The 18307-nt window shown below is 34.1% G+C and carries 15 protein-coding genes; 5 read left to right on the forward strand and 10 right to left on the reverse strand.

All coding sequences use genetic code 11. The annotated features are described in order from the left end of the window. Positions 1-87: 87 nt before the first annotated feature. The 5 genes from hppD to QZ659_RS13335 form a co-directional block, all read right to left on the reverse strand. Positions 88-1182 carry a 4-hydroxyphenylpyruvate dioxygenase gene (hppD, locus tag QZ659_RS13315; protein WP_291726331.1) on the reverse strand — a complete coding sequence of 365 codons (1095 nt, stop codon included), beginning with the start codon at positions 1180-1182 and terminating at the stop codon, positions 88-90. Between the two features lie 52 nt (positions 1183-1234). Next, positions 1235-1993, reverse strand: a complete 759-nt coding sequence (locus QZ659_RS13320) for a phenylalanine 4-monooxygenase (protein WP_291726317.1) — start codon at positions 1991-1993, stop codon at positions 1235-1237. Between the two features lie 223 nt (positions 1994-2216). Then, complete coding sequence (locus QZ659_RS13325; protein WP_291726318.1) at positions 2217-3221, reverse strand: ion transporter; 1005 nt, start codon at positions 3219-3221, stop codon at positions 2217-2219. A 467-nt stretch (positions 3222-3688) separates the two neighbouring features. Beyond that, positions 3689-4771, reverse strand: coding sequence for a PorP/SprF family type IX secretion system membrane protein (locus QZ659_RS13330; protein WP_291726319.1), 1083 nt, complete (start codon positions 4769-4771; stop codon positions 3689-3691). 89 nt (positions 4772-4860) lie between these two features. After that, positions 4861-9681, reverse strand: coding sequence for a gliding motility-associated C-terminal domain-containing protein (locus QZ659_RS13335; RefSeq protein WP_291726320.1), 4821 nt, complete (start codon positions 9679-9681; stop codon positions 4861-4863). Between the two features lie 414 nt (positions 9682-10095). Here QZ659_RS13335 and QZ659_RS13340 point away from each other — a divergent pair, with 414 nt between their 5' ends. Both QZ659_RS13340 and QZ659_RS13345 read left to right on the forward strand, forming a co-directional pair. Then, positions 10096-10764, forward strand: coding sequence for a hypothetical protein (locus tag QZ659_RS13340; protein WP_291726321.1), 669 nt, complete (start codon positions 10096-10098; stop codon positions 10762-10764). Between the two features lie 51 nt (positions 10765-10815). Next, entirely contained in the window at positions 10816-11478 is a 663-nt protein-coding gene (locus QZ659_RS13345; protein ID WP_291726322.1) for a porin family protein, read from the forward strand. Between the two features lie 68 nt (positions 11479-11546). On the opposite strand, the gene QZ659_RS13350 is transcribed toward QZ659_RS13345, so the two are convergent. Next, positions 11547-12104: a cob(I)yrinic acid a,c-diamide adenosyltransferase gene (locus tag QZ659_RS13350; RefSeq protein WP_291726323.1), complete on the reverse strand. Its 558-nt coding sequence runs from the start codon at positions 12102-12104 to the stop codon at positions 11547-11549. Between the two features lie 274 nt (positions 12105-12378). Here QZ659_RS13350 and QZ659_RS13355 point away from each other — a divergent pair, with 274 nt between their 5' ends. Beyond that, positions 12379-13044 (forward strand): hypothetical protein, encoded by a 666-nt coding sequence (locus QZ659_RS13355; protein WP_291726324.1) that lies wholly within the window; start codon positions 12379-12381, stop codon positions 13042-13044. A 93-nt stretch (positions 13045-13137) separates the two neighbouring features. Here QZ659_RS13355 and QZ659_RS13360 read toward each other — a convergent pair whose 3' ends face one another. From QZ659_RS13360 to QZ659_RS13375, 4 genes are all read right to left on the reverse strand, one after another. Next, positions 13138-14487 carry a hypothetical protein gene (locus QZ659_RS13360; protein ID WP_291726325.1) on the reverse strand — a complete coding sequence of 450 codons (1350 nt, stop codon included), beginning with the start codon at positions 14485-14487 and terminating at the stop codon, positions 13138-13140. Between the two features lie 179 nt (positions 14488-14666). Further along, on the reverse strand, positions 14667-14840 hold the full coding sequence (locus QZ659_RS13365) for a hypothetical protein (protein ID WP_291726326.1): 174 nt from the start codon (positions 14838-14840) through the stop codon (positions 14667-14669). Between the two features lie 14 nt (positions 14841-14854). Next, complete coding sequence (locus tag QZ659_RS13370) at positions 14855-15013, reverse strand: hypothetical protein (protein ID WP_291726327.1); 159 nt, start codon at positions 15011-15013, stop codon at positions 14855-14857. Between the two features lie 39 nt (positions 15014-15052). Then, positions 15053-15247, reverse strand: coding sequence for a hypothetical protein (locus tag QZ659_RS13375; protein ID WP_291726328.1), 195 nt, complete (start codon positions 15245-15247; stop codon positions 15053-15055). A 156-nt stretch (positions 15248-15403) separates the two neighbouring features. Here QZ659_RS13375 and ade point away from each other — a divergent pair, with 156 nt between their 5' ends. Further along, entirely contained in the window at positions 15404-17083 is a 1680-nt protein-coding gene (gene ade / locus QZ659_RS13380) for an adenine deaminase (RefSeq protein WP_291726329.1), read from the forward strand. Positions 17084-17125: 42 nt separating this feature from the next. Continuing rightward, entirely contained in the window at positions 17126-18214 is a 1089-nt protein-coding gene (locus tag QZ659_RS13385) for a mannose-1-phosphate guanylyltransferase (RefSeq protein WP_291726330.1), read from the forward strand. Positions 18215-18307 lie beyond the last annotated feature (93 nt).

Raw genomic sequence — 18307 nt, forward strand, 5'->3', positions numbered from 1 at the left:
ATACAAATAAAACCCTAGGCAATACAACAAAGTTTATTGTCTAGGGTTCATTTTTTTTTAATACTGACTCGTCATAATATAATTATATTATAGATTTCCTCTCAACTCTTGTTCTCTTTCTATAGCCTCAAAGAGAGCTTTGAAGTTTCCTTTTCCAAACGATTTTGCACCTTGACGTTGGATAATTTCGAAGAAAACAGTCGGACGATCGCCTGTTGGTTTGGTAAATATTTGAAGTAAGTATCCTTCTTCATCTCTATCTACTAAAATATTTAGTTTTTTGAGTTCTTGTATATCTTCTTCAATATGTCCCACTCTTTCCAAAAGATCATCATAATAGTTATCTGGTACATAAAGAAAATCTACACCACGTTTGCGAAGCTCTTCAATCGTATGTAAAATATCATCTGTCGCAATGGCAATATGCTGTACGCCTGCTCCCTCATAAAACTCAATATACTCTTCAATTTGAGACTTTTTTCGTCCGTCGGCTGGCTCATTAATAGGAAATTTTACATATCCATTTCCATTTGAAACTACCTTAGACATCAAGGCTGTATATTCAGTAGAAATATCTTTATCATCAAAGGTTACGAGCAAATTGAAACCCATTACTTTTTCATAAAACTCTACCCATTCGTTCATTTTTCCAAGTTCTACATTACCCACACAGTGGTCAATGAACTTTAAGCCTGTCGATTTTACATCGAAAAATGATTTTCTAGGTTTATACCCTGGCATAAATGCACCTTTGTAGTTGCCTCTTTCGACAAACTTGTGAATTGTTTCTCCATACGTATGAATACCTGAAACAACAACTTCCCCATCTTCATCTGACAAACGAGTAGGTTCTAAAGCTGATTTTGCACCTCTGCTCATCGTATCATAATAAGACTTTTCAGCATCATCTACCCAAAGAGCCAAAACTTTCACACCATCGCCGTGCTTTCTGATATGTTCTGCAATTGGTGAATCGCTACTCATAGGTGAAGTAAGAACAAAGCGTATTTTTCCTTGCTGTAAAACATAAGACGTACGGTCACGTACTCCTGTTTCCTGTCCTGCATATGCTACAACTTCAAATCCAAAAGCTGCCTGATAATAATAAGCCGCTTGTTTTGCATTGCCTACATAAAATTCTATATGGTCTGTACCTTTCAATGGCAAAATATCTTCCATGATTTTTTTAGTGTTTAGTGATGAATTATTAGTTATTTAATGATACGTTATTTTTCTACTTGGTAATAAGCATATTATCTAAAGTCTCTTCAATTTCTGGCAATGAGTCAAATAACTCTTTATATGAGTTTATGACAAAATATTTTTCTTGATAACGGTCTTTAATGTAAGGTGTTTCTAAAATTTCGGCTACATTGTAAGGCACTCGTTTAGGAATATCGCTTTCTAAGGAATATACAGATTCTCCTGCTGAAGACATAATTCCTGCACCATAAATTCTCAAATCTCCATTATTATTTATTAGTCCAAACTCTACAGTGTACCAATACAGACGAGAAATAAACTCAATAGAATCTTCATTTCCTATATGTTTAAGTGCCATTCGGCTAAGTTCTTCCAAGAAACGACAAAAATCTTTGTTTGTTAGGATAGGGACGTGAGCAAAAACATCATGAAACATATCTGGCTCTTCCAAATAATCAAGTTCCTCCATTTTACGCAACCATGTAGTAGCTGGAAACTGTTTGTTTTTGAGGTAATTAAAAAATGGTTTATTATCGATAAGTCCTGGTACGACTACCAAACTCCAGCCCGTAATCTTTTTCAAATGTTCATTTACTTCTTCAAAATTTGGTATTCTGTCTTGTTGAAAGCCTATTGCCTTCATTCCCTCAAAAAAGGTTTCATCAGCACGATTTGGCAACACTTTCATCTGTCTTTTATATAAAATTTGCCAAACCTCATGATTTTCCTGTGTATATTTATCATAATGCTGATGAGAAAGTTGGTGGTCTCGTCTTTCCTGTTGTGTCATTGTTTTGATAGTTTATAGGTGTGTTTTAATTTAGCATATTATACTTTTCCAAAAGTACGTATTTTGTCGATAAAAATCTTACTCTCTGTCTGCTCTGCTCTATTATATTATACCATATAAATACAATTTAACAAAAAAATATCAAATCATTTCAAAGAAAAAAAGTATTCTTCTAATGATAGAAAAATACTTTGTGTTTGAATATATTGTTTCATTATATACTTTAGATAAGTTCATTACCACATTTATAACAAAAACTAGCTAGTTCTGTATGATGTTCTGCTCCACAATGTGAACATTCCTCCACAATACTTTCAGCACGATGCTCTTGACTCTCTTGATTTTGTTTTTCTAGTTCTTCTCTTAATTCTTTTTCCTTCTCTTCAAACTCCTCCTCATCTACATGATGAGTTGTTTGTGTTGCAATTTCGGCAGATACAATGCCAGTAGGTACAGCAAGAACTCCATAACCCAATACCATTACTACGGCAGCAATTCCTCTACCTAAAGCACTCTGAGGAGCAATATCTCCATACCCAACTGTTGTAAGTGTAACAATTGCCCAATAAATACTTTTTGGAATACTAGAAAAACCTGGGTTGTTTTTACCTTCTACTAAAAACATCACAAAACCTAGTAAAACTACATTGGTAGCTACAAAAATGACAAAAACGGTTATCTTATGACGACTTGCTCGCAGAGCTTGTGTCAGCACTTGTGCCTCTCCTGTGTATTGGTTCATATCTAGCACTTTAAAAATACTGATAATTCGTGTTACACGGAGAAGAAGGAAAAAATTACTTCCTGCAAATGTCCAAGAAAAAATAGCAGGCACGAAGGCTAGTAAATCAATGATTCCATAAAAACTTAAAATATAGCGCATCGGACGATGAGAGGTAGCGACTCGCAAAATATACTCAATAGCAAAAAGTCCTGTAACAGCCATCTCAACAGCAAGAAGATATGTTCCATACTGTTGGTCTATTTCTGATACGCTCTGCATCATCACAACTACCAGACTAAGAACAATTAGAGAAAGTAGAGCCGTATCAAATACTTTTCCTTCAATCGTATTTGACTTAAAAAAAAGACGGTCAAGGCGCATTCGCCACTTATTTCGTGCAAATCGTCTTCCTTTACTAAATCTAATTGACTTTTTCTTTTTTATTTTTTTTACTGGTGATTCGGTTTTGATAACTTTTTTTTCTTTGAGTGTCGAAGACTCCATAAATACGTAAATATTTTATACAAACATTATCATTTATTCTATTGATTTTATTTTTCAAAGTATTTTAGCTATACTTTTTTCAAACTTTAAATGAATGATTAAAAAACAAAAAAATTGCGTCTAATACTTCTTTAGATATAAAAAATAACGAATAAAAACAGTTAGTTTGTACGAACTAGGATAGAATTGTTTCGATAATTTATTGATTAAGCAAAAACTTGTTTCATTTTTGATTTGGTGTGTTAAAGTCTATTTTATTACAACACAGAACCTAAGATTAGGTTTATTTATCTTTTTCTACCATAATTTTATAATTGTTCTGTATGCTTTTGTCGAAAGTCTAACCTAATTTACGGTTTAGTTTTGTTAATACAAAGTATTTTCGTAGCGAAAAAATCATTTCATAAAAAAACTTTACAAACAAAGAGTAAAATTTTCCTTTATCTGTAAAGTTTCTGTGTTACTACTTAAAATCGCTTATATTTTCCTTTTGCTTTTGGTCGCTTCTTTTTCTTCGGACGTTTAGGATATTGTTTCATCAAAGGTCCGGGGCGAGAAGGATGGTATTTTTTCTTACGAATAAGCCCACGCCCATACCCACGTTTTCCTTCATAGTCTGCTGTCGGAATTTCATTGAATTTGTATCCTAGCATAATTTCATTGGTGCTTCCAAATGCCCCTACTATGTCTCCGATAGGAAAATCTCTAACATACCCAAAGCTAAAACGCCCATAGTTTACTCCAGCACCTACATTTACAGCATAGTTGCTGCGATATGCTCCACTTACCCAAAAGGTATTGTCATACATATATTGCAGCCCTCCTTCATATTGAAAGGGGACATTGGGTACTTGCCTCAAAACTACCATTGGGCGAAACTCTCCAGCTCCTGCTGGAATCATTCCACGAATAGAAAGCATAAAGTGATTTTGAAGGCGAATATTATCATCTGTTTCATCTTCTGGACTAAATGCTGGGTTAAGCAGTTGAGGAACAGAAAGACCAATTTCTAAATTTTGTCTAAAAGTATAACTTGCTCCAAAACCTACTTCAAATCCAAAAAATTTACCTGAATTATTGAGTAAAATAGGGTCAGTGGGATGGCGAATATACCAATCATCAAAATTGATTTGATTATAGACAAGACCTCCCATGATGCCGAAAGAGAGCTTTGAACTATTTTCATATTGCCCTAGTAGGTGATAACCATAAGAAACCATTGCTTTGGTTCGGCTCGTACTCTTGATTTCGTCTTGCTGAACAAAAAAACCTAGTCCAGAACGATACTCATAGAAAGGCAAATCTACTGTCAAGAGAACCGTTTTTGGAGCATCTTCAAAACCAGCCCATTGAGAACGATAGGTAAGAAAAACAGAACTATAATCCGAACGCCCTGTCCAAGCTGGGTTTTGCACAAAAGGATGTGAGAAGTATTGACTATAAATTGGCACTTGCTGTGCAAGAACTGAATTTGAAGTAGCGTAACCAAAAACTATCAGAACAAAGTTCAGTAATAGGATTAAGATACGTTTTGTATATAATTGTTTCATAAAATGATTGTCTATTTTTAGTCTGAACAATATAAAAATACTATTCAAAATAAAGTTTATTTAATCGTTGTCAAAGGCAAGCCTTTGTCCTACCTTATTATTTCAAAAGAACCTTTCAGGATAGTTCTGATGCCTTCAAATTTTAAAACATAGAAATATGTTCCTGCTGGCAAAATCCCCCCTGTTTCGTTTGTTCCTTGCCAGTCATTACGATAATTTTCTGTACGGAAGACTTCTTGTCCCCAACGGTTGATAATAATTAGCTCATTGTTTGGATAACGCTCTATATCTTCAACAAAAAACTCATCGTTCAGACCGTTTCCATCTGGCGTAATCACATCGACTGTTCTGACTTTTGGTGTTCCGATAACAGTGACAAAAACACTATCATAAGTAACACAACCATAGATATTTTCTGCCCTTACGGTGTACATTGTACTAATAGTTGGTTTAGCTATTGGTGTTGAGGTAGAATCTCCTGTCAGTGTTTCGCTTGGCGTCCAAACATAATTGATTGCTCCGTTGGCAAAAAGCTGCACATCAAAGCCAATATTAATTGTTGTATCTGGTGTAATTTCCAAAATTGGAGAAGGACGAATAGTAATAGTGGCAATATTACTACTGTCTGTAAAACAATCATTTATTACTAATCTTCTATAAAAAGTAGTTGTATCTATTGGCGTTGGCTGATAGCCAGATGTATTTGTATTAGCAATGTCTGTCCAATTGATTCTATCTCTTGAATTTTGCCATTGATAACGGAACTGTCCAATTTCGTTGAGCGTGTCTAAAAGAACTGTTCCCTCTAGTCTTCCCAATGTATCTAAACTACAATCTACAAATCCTTCATCAATGATATTATTTTTAATGGTTGGATTAATAGTAAGAGCAATAACATTTGAGGTATCACTAAAGCAAGGTACACGTACAATACGACGATATTCTGTATCAAAATTGATAGCTCCTGTAAAATAGTCTTGGTCTCCTCCTACGGTTCTCCAAACTGCCGTTGAATCGTTCAACTTTCTTGACTGCCAAACAAATCGGTATGCTGTACTGTCATTACCTCCTTGTGTTGGAAATGTTCCTCTGAGCGTATCGGCAGCAAACCCTTCACAAACTGTAGTTTGTGGAGAAGAAATCTGATTGTTTTCTATAAATCGTACGACTTCTATTTTTACGACATTACTAAAATCTGCTGGACAATCTCCTGACCTGACTCCTCTTCGTACATAGGTTGTCCGCTGTGGGGTAACAGGGTTATAACTATTGATAGAATCCGTTTCGGTAGGCACCCAAACTAGGCTATCAAATGAAACCTCCCATAAAATTTCTATATTGCCAGCCTCTCCTGCAATAGCTTCTGTAGCTGTTATGATTGAAGCTGTATCTCCTTGACATATTTTCTCTCCCCCAAAAAGGAAGTTATTTCTAGCATTCTGAACTATGTTCACTAAAAGTCTATTACTTGTATCTGGCTGACATCCTCCCAAAACAATTCTTCTAAAATAATTTACCCCTCCAAAAAGCGTATCTGGAACAAAAGTCTGTGTTCCTGTAAAGTTACCTGTACTGAAAGTAAATGTTGAACTGCTAAACCAAGCGATTGTATCTTGCGACTGTTGGTAGAAAAATTGATAGTCTTCCCTGTCGCCCTCTGGATCTGTACCTGTGATAGAAATAGTAGTAGAATCTCCAACACAAATTTCAGTAGAAGGTGTAGTAATTTGGTTCAGTCCGAATGGCTTAGCTACTGGAATAAAGACAACATTACTCGTATCTGTCTGACAGGTATCTATTACCAAACGCCTAAAGTAAGAAGATTCATTGAGTGCAAAATTTGGAGCATCTAATGTATCTCCTCTATCAGCCCAATTCAAACTATCAAAAGAGAATTGCCATTGATAACTATATGTTCCTCCTCCACCTCTGGGCACAGAACCAATAACTGCCCAAGTCGTATCTCCTTCACAGATAATTTCTCCCTCAAACTCTGCTGTAATTGTGTTATTTCTAATAGCAGAAATGACATTGACAGAAACTAAGTCACTTGTATCGACTTGACATCCTCCTAAAACAACCCTTCTAAAGTAATTTATTCCTCCAAAAAGTGTGTCTGGAACAAAAGTATGTTGTGTATCTGTAAATGTTCCTGTGCTAAATGTAAAAGTAGAACTACTAAACCAAGCAATTGTGTCTCTTGATTGCTGATAGAAATAACTATATTCACCATCATTTTGAGGACTTGTTCCCGAAATAGTAATGGTAGCTGAGTCTCCTAAACAAATATTGGTAAAAGGAACACTAATGCTATTATCTCCGAAGGAACGAATAATTGGAATCAAGACTACATTACTGGTGTCGGTAGTACAAGAATCGATAACCAAACGTCTAAAATACGTCGACTCTGTGAGGTCAAATGGTGTAATATGAGTAGAATCATCTCGGTCTGCCCAGCGAATACTATCAAAAGAAACTTGCCATTGGTAGTTATAGTTTCCTGTTCCTCCTGTTGGATTAGTTACATCTATTCTCCAATTAAAAACTGTATCTGTTTCACAAAACCCTGTACTATCATAAGAAATTAAGTTTGTAGCACTATCAATTTCTTTTATCATAAATAAAGTCAAGACATTACTAGGATACGACCTACAAGAATCAATTACTAACCTTCTCACTAAGAAACTATCTGGAACTTCCATAAAAACATCTGCAAAGAGCAGCGAATCATTAGGGTTATAATTTTGTAGTGTATCTACACTTGTCCAAGTAGAAGAATCTAATGAAACCTCCCACTCGTAGCGAAAACCTACTCCACCAAAAGGGGCAGTTCCTGTAATGGTCGGAATTGTATCTACCACACAGATTTGTGTTTGTGAAATAGAAATTGCAGAAGTATCATTTCCTAGGTCTGGAGAGATAAAAATATTGACAATATTACTTGTATCTCTAAAACAAGCACTTTCTACTACTCTTCTGACATAAAAAGTATCATTAGCTATCGGAGGGATATAACTTCTTCCTGCTGAATCTACACTCAACCAGTCGGCTGTATCTAATCGTGTTGCAATTTGCCATATATGTTTATAGTTTCCATCTCCTCCTGTCGGAATATTTCCAATAAGTGTATCTGGACGAGTACCAATACAAATGGTCTGACTTTCAAAAATAGAATCTGCCTCTACTGGAGAAAGAGGAAAAAGCGTAATGACGTTACTTGTATCTGGCGCACAAGCTCCTGTAACAATCCTTCTAAACTGAACCGTATCTGTCGTAACGATAGAATCTGTAAACGTAAAATTTTGTGTTTGAACACTATCAATCCATGTTTGTCCAGAATCTAAAGATACTTGATAGCGATAACGCAATGGACTGGTAGCTGAAGAATCTGAAGTTGTGCCATAAATATCTGTTGGAAAATCACCCAAACAAACGCTCTGAATAGAAGGAAAAAGTGTATTCGTCGTAATATTTGGCAAAATCACTACCCTAACCTTCAAAGTTGTATCTTCTGTACAGCCTGTGTCGGGGGCAGGAACAACAATTCTTCTAAAATAAGCAGTGTCTGTGATAGTAATTCCAGCATTATTTAAGTTATAGTTTTGAACATTTCCTACCGAAGCATCTACCCAGTTAGTAGTATCACCATCTAAAGCCTGTTGCCATTTGTAAGAGAAAAAGGCTACTTCACCCAGTTCTGCCTCCGAACCTTGAATGGTGGGAAGGGGTGTTCCTTCACAAATTGTAGTATCTGGAGTGATGAGACTATTATTTGAAGGACATTCAACAACATTTACTAAAAATCTTTTTCTATTGAGTGTAACGTTTGGTGCGCCAGTATGAGTAACCTCAGCTGTATAAATTCCTTCGTGGTCGGCAACTGTGGCATTATTTACTACCAAAACACTATCATCATTTTGTTCACTAATTAAATCTCCTGCACGAAGCCAACGATAAGTTGTTGTTCCATTTATTTGATTTACAGAAACTGTATCTTTGAATGTTCCTCCTTGTGGCACATTAATGATTTTAAAATCTCCAACGCTATCTTGTGGCGAATACGTAAAAGTATATTGAGACTTGTTGTTAGGAACAAGGCTATTCCATTTTAATCTGTTGTTGGAAAAGTCTAATGTAATAGGTCTATTTACTGGAAGAGTAGGCACATTTTCAATAAAATTGGAATCAATGCTGATAAAATCAAGGTCTGCAAGCGTGGCAATGTCTGTAAGTTCTACTGGAAAGTTTCCTGTAAGAGAGTTAAAACTCAAATCTAATCGCTCTATCCCTATTACATTAGCAATTTCAGAAGGAATTTCTCCTGTCAAGTCATTATTGGATAGGTTCAAATCTTTTAACGTAGTGAGCGTACCAAAACCTATCGGAATATTTCCTGTAAGCTCATTATTAGAAAAATCAATTTTAGTTACTTGGTTGAGTTTGTCTCCTCCAAACATAGAGGCTGGCACTGAATTTTTTAGCCCCTTATTACTCAAATTAAGTTCTAAAACACAACTATCACTCGCATTCAAGACCACCCCATCCCATGTCGTCCAAGGGTCTGTAAGTATCCAAGGGTTTGTCCAGTTTGCACCATCAGTAGCATTATAGAGTTCTACCAAAGCCAAAGAATCATCTGGCAAACACATCAAACGATACATTTCCTTTTTAGACAGAGGACTGAGTAATGCTTTTGGAAAATGGTTCTGAAAAACATTATTTTCAATGAAAGTTGTTTCTGTTTCCAACAGAAGAGTTTCTAAATGATTTTTCTTAATGAAAGGAGTAGTAAAAGCAGTAAGTCCTACTACAAAAGCAGCTACAAATAAAACTTGCCAACACTTTGTAAGTTTTCTTTTATGGATAGTACTATTGATAAATAATTGTTTTAGTAATTGTAACGGATTCATAATTATGGTAGAAACGTTCTACATTTGATACATCAAGAGGTAGAGCGTTGTATTTTCGTAGAATTTTTTTGAACTTAAAATCTAAAGAGAAGTATCTCAAATCTAACTTTACAGTATCAGAATAAATATATTTTGATGAGAGATTAGTATTAAAAAAATCAATTATCAAAAACATATCACTCTTTGGCAGCGTATTTACATAACGGAAAGCACGGCTACAAAATTACAGTTTTATAACTGTAAAACAGAAAACTGGCACAATTTATTTAATCTTTATTTTGAATTTGGATTACGTTTTCAAAACTATACATCTGTTCAAATACTTAAAAATTGGAAAAAGGTCATTAAATTTGTACTTGGTTCAAGAAACACAGACACTCAAAAAGAAAGTCATTTATTCAAAAAACATCGTTTATGTATTCTTCTCAAAACACTACTAGAATAGGTAATACAACATCATCCTTTACTGCTTCTATTTCAAAGTCTGTATTGCTTACCTTTCAACATTCGTATCAAAACAAACTTCATTCGCTGCAATCTTTTCAACTACAACTCAAAGAACAAAGAGAGATGACACTTGATAAATTTGATTTCCAAAAACAACAACTTCAAACTCTTATTGTAGAAATTGCTGGCTTTTTAGACGATTTGATGCTACCCATAGTAGAAGAAAATCCTTTTTTCTTAGAAGATTTTATTCTCTATATTGAAAATTCTGTTGAGCAAGTAGAAAATCAATTACGTTTGTTTACTACACTTTCGTTATCTTCCCTACGTAAACAAGTAGCCAAAACGTCGCAACAACTTGAAACAAAAGCTCTAAAAGAATCTTTTGAGAACAAACAAAAACGAACTTTGGCACAAACGGAAAAACTTTTAGACAATCTAAATCAGCAACTTATTGCTATTCGTCATCGCATAGAAAAATTGAAAGACCAAATATTCAGTGGTACTTATGCCTTGCCTGTCATAGCTGTTTCAGCTTCTGATTTGCCTTCATTACCAAATCTTTCAACAGTTACAGATAAAACAATTTCTAATATTGAACTTATCAAACAAGATATAAAGCGTCTTTTTATGTAGCTATTTTTATAACCTATAAATCTATTTTCATCAACTTTACCTTAACTTTTTATGAAAAAAATAACTTTTCTAGCTGTACTTTTTATTTTTACTGGTTTTTTATCAAAAGCCGTAGCTCAGTCACCTGTGCGTTTGGGTCTGAAGTTTAATCCTATTATTTCTTATGCAAGAATTACGGATGAAGACAAAAAATCTATTGACGGGCTTGATGCCAGTTCAAAACTTGGTTTTTCAGGAGGTCTGATGGCAGATTTCAATTTTTCTGAACGTGCTGCTTTTCATACAGGACTTTTAATTGTCTCAAAGGGATATGAAACGAGTATTGATGGATTAGATGCCACTACAACCTCAAAAGTTACGGCAGTAGAAGTGCCTTTAGCTCTCAAAATGCGCTCTGGAGATATTGCTAATGGTCTTCGTATTCGTGGTCTTTTTGGAGGACAGTTAGGTTTAAATGTTTCTTCAAAAACAACATCAGAGCTTGCAGGTGTTTCTGTAGAAGACAGAAACACAAGTGATTACTATCAGCCTTTGAGCGTAGATTTCTTGGTTGGAGCAGGTGTAGAGTATGATATTGAAACTGTCGGAACGCTAGATTTTGGCTTGAGTTATCACCACGGTCTAACTCGTTTCAATAAAAAAGGTGATGATGGTGATTTTGGTGTCAGAGCCTTACTTAATTACTTCTCGTTAGATATTGGTTTCTTCTTCTAAATTTTATAGATATTCTTCTTAAAAAAAGGTTGTTTTTTTGAAACAACCTTTTTTCATGCTCATATTTTTTAAACCCTTGGTTTCCAAGCAATTTCATCGGCTTTTACTTCATAGGAGGTCATTCTTGACAACACAAAAATATAATCTGACAAACGGTTGAGATAACGAATAATTATTTCATCTATTCCTTCCTCTTCTTCTTTGTTGAGTTCTGTACAACGGCGTTCTGCTCTTCTACAAACTGTTCTTGCCAAATGACAAAACGAAACGGCTTGATGTCCACCAGGTAAAATAAAATGTGTCATGGAAGGAAGCTCTTCGTTCATAACATCTATTTCCACTTCTAATGCAGTAATATCTGTTTCATCTATCTGAGGAATAGGAATATGAGATTTTTTTTTGGGGTCAGAGGCTAGAAGAGAACCAATAGTAAACAAACGGTCTTGAATTTCAATCAAAATTTCTTTTCGGTGTTGCAGTTCCTTTTGGTCTCGCAGCATTCCAATATAAGAATTGAGTTCATCTACTGTTCCATACGATTCTATTCTAAGATTTGCCTTCGAAACTCTTCTTCCACTAATGAGTGATGTTGTTCCTTTATCGCCTGTTTTAGTGTATATTTTCATTGTTTTTTATTGTTTTATTTAGACTTGAATACAGATTTCAAATATACATAGACTATTTCTGATAAAAAATTTTGAATTTTTTGATAGAATGTTTTTGAATAACAATACAGATTTAGCATATTTGCACAACAAAAAATGAACATTAGTCATTTTATGAACAAATGCTTAAAACCTTTTTTCAAAAAAGAAGTTTATAAGTGTAATTTCCCAAAACTTGCTATCTGATGACAAGTACATTTTTTTAATTCATTATTTTTTTAACTCAAACTTTATTATGACAAACAAATTATTTCAATCTCTATTAGTAGTAGCTACTTTATTTTTTGCTGGTATCTCTACTTCTTTTGCACAAGATGTTCCAGAAGAATCTGTAAGCTATGGCGCATTTACTTTATATGGAAACTTTCCTCTAGGTGATGAATTTTCTGACCAAGCCAAATTTGGTGGTGGTTTAGGCTTTGAAGGTGCTTATTTTTTCCATCCATTAGTAGGTTTTGCCTATTCAGTAGATGCACAACTAAATCCATATAATAAAGAACGAAATGGTCTCAATGACTTTACTAACATAGATGCTCAACCTTGGGTACATGGAAACTTGATGGGGGGTATAGAACTTTCTTACCCAATCACTCCAGTAATTGCTCCAGAATTTCGTGCTTTAGGAGGACTTATGATAGCTCGTCGTCCAGAAGTTACATATAGCACTGTATTAGGTTCAACATCTGCTGAAGCTATTACTTCTCCAGCTTTTGCTTATTCTATAAGTGGTGGCTTAAAATTTACTAATTATGATGGTGGAAGTGCTTTTCGTGTGGGAGTTCGTTATTTATCTGGTCAACCAACTTTTGGAGATGACGACACAATTACTTTTGGAGATAACCAAATAAACCTTGCTAATGCACAGCTTTATGTTTCTTTTGGCTTCCTGTCAAGAAAATAGTTAAAATAACAAATGCAATAAAAAAAGAGGCTGCCGAAAAGGTCAGCCTCTTTTTATTGATAAATGAATTTATAATTTACCACTTATCATTAACTAAAGTGCTGGGTAATAACTATCCAATATATTGACAATATCTTTCAAACGAGGAAGATTTACAGCACGACGAATGCCAGCAACAGCTTCTGTTTTCTTGCTCTTTAAGATGTCAATTTGTGTCTGTACTTTTGTAGGCTCACTACTCAAATTTTGAGCAACTGCTCCCTGCAAAATAACAATCGTATTACGACTATTTTCATCTATCATAGAAATATACTGTCCATAGAGGTAATCAAATTCTTTATAAAGGTAAATCACATCCTCAATTTTTTTGTTTGCTTCCATAATATGAGGATACTTTGCCATCAGCTTAGAATAATCTACTTTTCCTCCTTTAGTAAACTCTTTTTCTAGCTTATCAAAATAAGCTGTTACAGCAGCTTTGTTGTAAGTTCTAAATACTTTCAACAAATATTCTCCATTCGTAACAGTGCCTTCTGGCTCTTTAATCTCAACATTGAATTTCAAACCTTTTGCATGAAGATTTACGTATTCTGTAAGTTTTTCGTGCAAGTTGGTAGTCTGAACTTGGTAGTTATCAATGTTATTTGCAAAACGAGCATTTACCAAATTCAATTTTGCATAATACGCTGTATATTTTTCCAACTCATTTTTAAACTCTTGTACATCTCCTTCACTTACATCTTTTCTTTGAGCTGCAATTCCAGAAACAAAACCCAAAACCGAAGTAGCAATATTAACAACTGGTGTAGCTGAAGCAATATTACTTACTACTGGGTCTTGCAAAAGCATATTGGCAATATTGAGTATTTTTTGTCCTCCTTTATCTTTTTTACTGACAAGTTTTTTCTCCATTAGCTGCATAACTTTATCATTGTAGGAAAAACCTAATGTTTCATCAGCAGGATTGTTCAAACTATTGAGCATTGTTCTATAGCTCTCTACTTGATTGATAGCATAAAGTGTATTCAAACGGTCGTTCAAAACTTCAAAAAATTCAGCCGAATGAATAAGATTTGTTCTGACCATTTTATAACGAGCCTCATCTGTCAGCTCCACACGACGAGAAACTCCCTTCACAATCGCATCATTTTTTTCTACAGTTTCTTTATATAAACTCAAATCAGAAGAAAGAACAGTAATTTGTTGAGTACGATTTTTTAAAGAATCTGTTAGAGCCAATACCTTTAGACTATCTCTTTGGCGTTGGTCAGTCAGTACCTGATAACGACGTACAAAATCTTGATTTTGTTGTTGGAGTTGTCGTTGCTCAGAACGAAGCTCATCTATAGCTTTCAAAATAAGGGCAACGCTATCTTGTGCTGATACTGAATACACAATACCAGACATAAAAAATAAAAGGAGAAATAAGGATTTTTTCATCATATAAATATAAAATTGCTGTATATGCTTTAATGTACGAAAAAGTGGATTCAAACTAAAAGATACAAATAAATTGATTACACAATCGTGATAAGAGAGTTTTTATCAGATTTTTTTCAGAAAAAAAGCCTTCACAAAGAATGGAAGACCCGTTTTTTAATATCAGAACAAAACATATATCCCTAACAATCTTTGACAGGGCAAGGAATAGGTCTTCCTCTTTTTAGTTTTTTCTTCTTCATTGTATGTCCTTTGTGTGAAGTACATGAACTTATATTTATCATAAAAGCAGGCAAAAACATAAAATAAAGCAGATAAATAGATTTGAGTTTCAAGAATTTTAGTTTTTCAGTCATTTAATTTGGCTTATTTACTTCTTTTTCTTTGAGAGTTTATAACTTTTGTATTTGGGTGTCCATGCCTGTTTGGGTGCATGTACACAGCTGCTCATAAGAGCAGTAGAAAAAACAGCCAATAGAAAAACGGCTACTCTTTTTTTAGAAAAAATAGTTGTTTTGATAGAATTCATTTTTTATTGATTTTGTTAGGAATAAATTAGCAAGTTACTTTACCAAGCTCTTACCGTTTTTAAACGCTGCTCATACTTTGGAGAACGAGGTTTTTTATCTCTCATATTTTTACGTTTTGTTGGAGTCCAAGCCTGTTGAGGGGCGTGAATACAACTTTGAAAGGCAAAAGAGAAAGTAAATACAAATACTAATAGTAATGCTTTTATAGTAAATTTTGAGAATATATTTTTCATCTGAATTCTATTTCTATAATTATTGAGGATTTTTTATCTAAAAGGTAAAGATATGTAAAGTTTGCAAAAAATAATGTTGATAGAATAAGTTATCTTTGAACTTTAACTCATCTAAATACAGAACTACACAAACTCAAAATCGTTTCCACTCGTCTTATGATAATACGTACAAATCTTGTAAATATTGCAGAAAAAACAATTTTCCCTGCTCAAATTACTATTCAAGAGGGCAAAATTCATTCCATAGAAAAAATTACAGATAAAAATCAAGAAGTAGAAAACTATGCACTTTGTGGTTTTATAGATGCACATATTCATATCGAAAGTTCGATGCTTGTTCCTTCCAAGTTTGCTCAAATGGCAGTTGTACACGGCACAGTAGCTACCATTTCCGATCCTCACGAAATTGCCAATGTAATGGGAATGCAAGGAGTAGAGTTTATGGTAGAAGATGGAAATAAAGTTCCTTTCAATTTCTTTTTTGGTGCGCCTTCCTGCGTTCCTGCGACGAGTTTCGAAACGGCTGGAGCAACTATTTCAGTAGAAGACATTGAAAAACTAATGAGCCAACCTCATATTAAATATTTATCAGAAATGATGAATTACCCTGCTGTTTTGGCAAGAGATGAAGAAGTGATGGCAAAAATTGAGGCTGCAAAAAAACAAGGAAAACCCATCGACGGACACGCTCCAGCTCTTAAAGGAGAAGATGCAAAAAAATACATAGAAGCAGGAATTAGTACCGACCACGAGTGTTTTACGTCAGAAGAAGCCTTAGATAAGCTAAAATATGGCATGAAAATCATTATCAGAGAGGGAAGCGCAGCTAAAAATTTTGATGCGCTGATTGATTTGTTGCCAAAGCATTATGAAAATATGATGTTTTGTTCTGATGACAAACATCCTGACGACCTTATCGAAGGACATATAAATCTTTTGGTAAAACGTGCTATAAAGCTAGGAATTGATAAATTTAAAGTATTACAAGCAGCCTGTATCAATCCTATAGAACATTATAATTTAGAAGTAGGACAGCTTAAAGAAGGAGATAAAGCCGATTTTATTATCGTAAAAGACTTAGAAAATTTTGAAGTCTTGGAAACTTATATTGGTGGACAAAAAGTTGCTCAAAACGGCAAATCATTTATCAAAGATGTAGAAACAAAAGCTATCAATCAGTTTAATGTACAACCTAAAAAAGTATCCGATTTTACAATTACCCAAGAAAAAGTAACTCAAAAAAATCAAGATTCTACTAAAATTGAAGTTATTGAAGCCTTAGACGAACAGCTCATTACAAATCCTGTTTTTATAGAAATTGACAATCTTACAGATATAAATGGAAATCTAGTTTCAAATTCTCAAATTGATGTCTTAAAAATTGTCGTTGTAAATCGTTATCAAACTGATGCACCAGTTGCTGTCGCATTTATTAAAAACTTTGGTTTAGAACGTGGTGCAATTGCATCTTGCGTGGCACATGATTCTCATAATATTGTGGCTGTTGGTGTTACAGATGAAGATATAACAAAAGCTGTAAATTTAGTTATTGGAGAAAAAGGAGGTATTTCAGCAACAGATGGAAAAGAAAATCATCATGTTTTGCCTCTACCAGTAGCAGGAATTATGTCCTTAGAAAATGGCAAAGAAGTTGGAGAAAAATATGCACAAATTGATAGCTTTGCAAAAACATTAATGAGCAATCCTATTAAACTTCACGCACCTTTCATGACACTTTCCTTTATGGCTCTTTTAGTTATTCCATCATTAAAACTAAGTGATAAAGGACTTTTTGATGGAGGAAAATTTGAATTTGTGAAAGGCTGGGAAGTTTAGATAACATTACTAAAATATAGAATCAAAGAAAACTCAAAATACATGCAAGACCCAAATACACACCTAATCATTATGGCAGGAGGAATTGGAAGCCGTTTTTGGCCTTTCAGTCGCCGTAATTACCCAAAACAGTTTCAAGATATTTTAGGAACTGGAAAATCATTACTCCAACAAACAGTAAAGCGTTTTGAGCCTGTTTGTAAGCCAGAGAATATGTATATTGTTACCAATCAAGACTATAAAGATTTGGTAAAAGAACAATTACCTAATTTTTCAGACGACCAAATCTTGTTAGAGCCTTTTCTACGAAATACAGCTCCTTGTATCGCTTATGCTTCTTATAAAATTAAATCTAAAAATCCAGAAGCAAACATTGTTGTTACACCTTCCGACCATGTCATTTTAGATACTTATAGTTTTATTGATAAATTAATTGTTGCACTAGATGCTGCAAAATATAGCGACAAAATCGTTACTCTAGGCATAAAACCTACTCGCCCAGATACAGGCTATGGATATATTCAAAGCGAAGAAAGCAAAAGAGGAAAAGGAAATGTAAAAAAAGTACGTCTCTTTACAGAAAAACCAAATTTAGAGATGGCAAAATCATTTTTGGAAAGTGGAGATTTTGTTTGGAATGCTGGTATTTTTATCTGGAATGTTCAGACTATAGCGAGTGCTTTTGATAAATATCTAAATGAAATTTCAGAAGCCTTTGAGGACATGAAAGACGACTTCTATACAAAAAATGAAGCTAAATCTTTAGAAAAAGCCTATTCTCAATTTCATGGAATTTCGATTGACTATGGAATAATGGAAAAGGCAGACAACGTTTTTGTAGTTCCTTGTGATTGTGGTTGGTCAGACTTAGGAACTTGGAAATCATTACACGAACAAGCTCAAAAAGACAAAAATAAAAATGTTATTACAGGAAATGTAATGGCTTATAACACAAAAAACTCAATCATTAAAATATCTTCTAAAGACCGTTTAGCAGTTGTTCAAGGACTTGATAATTTTATTGTTGCTGATCACGATGGAGTACTTCTTATTTGTCATAAAGACCAAGAACAGCGAATCAAAGAGTTTTTAGAGACGGTCAAAAAAACCAAAGACGAGAAGTTTACCTAAAAACAAAAGTTATAGCTCTTTCTATCTTTATTGAAAAGAAAGGGTTGTATCATTTTTAAAAATTTGAGACAAAAAAAATCCAAACTTAAAAAT

It is taken from the genome of Bernardetia sp. (assembly GCF_020630935.1).
Taxonomy (GTDB): domain Bacteria; phylum Bacteroidota; class Bacteroidia; order Cytophagales; family Bernardetiaceae; genus Bernardetia.

What these genes read in the sequence shown, in the direction of transcription:
- QZ659_RS13360 (WP_291726325.1), bottom strand. Translation starts at nt 14,487, where the DNA reads ATGATGAAAAAATCCTTATTTCTCCTTTTATTTTTTATGTCTGGTATT.
- QZ659_RS13385 (WP_291726330.1), top strand. Translation starts at nt 17,126, where the DNA reads ATGCAAGACCCAAATACACACCTAATCATTATGGCAGGAGGAATTGGA.
- QZ659_RS13325 (WP_291726318.1), bottom strand. Translation starts at nt 3,221, where the DNA reads ATGGAGTCTTCGACACTCAAAGAAAAAAAAGTTATCAAAACCGAATCA.
- QZ659_RS13335 (WP_291726320.1), bottom strand. Translation starts at nt 9,681, where the DNA reads ATGAATCCGTTACAATTACTAAAACAATTATTTATCAATAGTACTATC.
- QZ659_RS13350 (WP_291726323.1), bottom strand. Translation starts at nt 12,104, where the DNA reads ATGAAAATATACACTAAAACAGGCGATAAAGGAACAACATCACTCATT.
- QZ659_RS13340 (WP_291726321.1), top strand. Translation starts at nt 10,096, where the DNA reads ATGTATTCTTCTCAAAACACTACTAGAATAGGTAATACAACATCATCC.
- QZ659_RS13365 (WP_291726326.1), bottom strand. Translation starts at nt 14,840, where the DNA reads ATGACTGAAAAACTAAAATTCTTGAAACTCAAATCTATTTATCTGCTT.
- QZ659_RS13320 (WP_291726317.1), bottom strand. Translation starts at nt 1,993, where the DNA reads ATGACACAACAGGAAAGACGAGACCACCAACTTTCTCATCAGCATTAT.
- QZ659_RS13370 (WP_291726327.1), bottom strand. Translation starts at nt 15,013, where the DNA reads ATGAATTCTATCAAAACAACTATTTTTTCTAAAAAAAGAGTAGCCGTT.
- QZ659_RS13355 (WP_291726324.1), top strand. Translation starts at nt 12,379, where the DNA reads ATGACAAACAAATTATTTCAATCTCTATTAGTAGTAGCTACTTTATTT.
- QZ659_RS13330 (WP_291726319.1), bottom strand. Translation starts at nt 4,771, where the DNA reads ATGAAACAATTATATACAAAACGTATCTTAATCCTATTACTGAACTTT.
- ade (WP_291726329.1), top strand. Translation starts at nt 15,404, where the DNA reads ATGATAATACGTACAAATCTTGTAAATATTGCAGAAAAAACAATTTTC.
- QZ659_RS13345 (WP_291726322.1), top strand. Translation starts at nt 10,816, where the DNA reads ATGAAAAAAATAACTTTTCTAGCTGTACTTTTTATTTTTACTGGTTTT.
- QZ659_RS13375 (WP_291726328.1), bottom strand. Translation starts at nt 15,247, where the DNA reads ATGAAAAATATATTCTCAAAATTTACTATAAAAGCATTACTATTAGTA.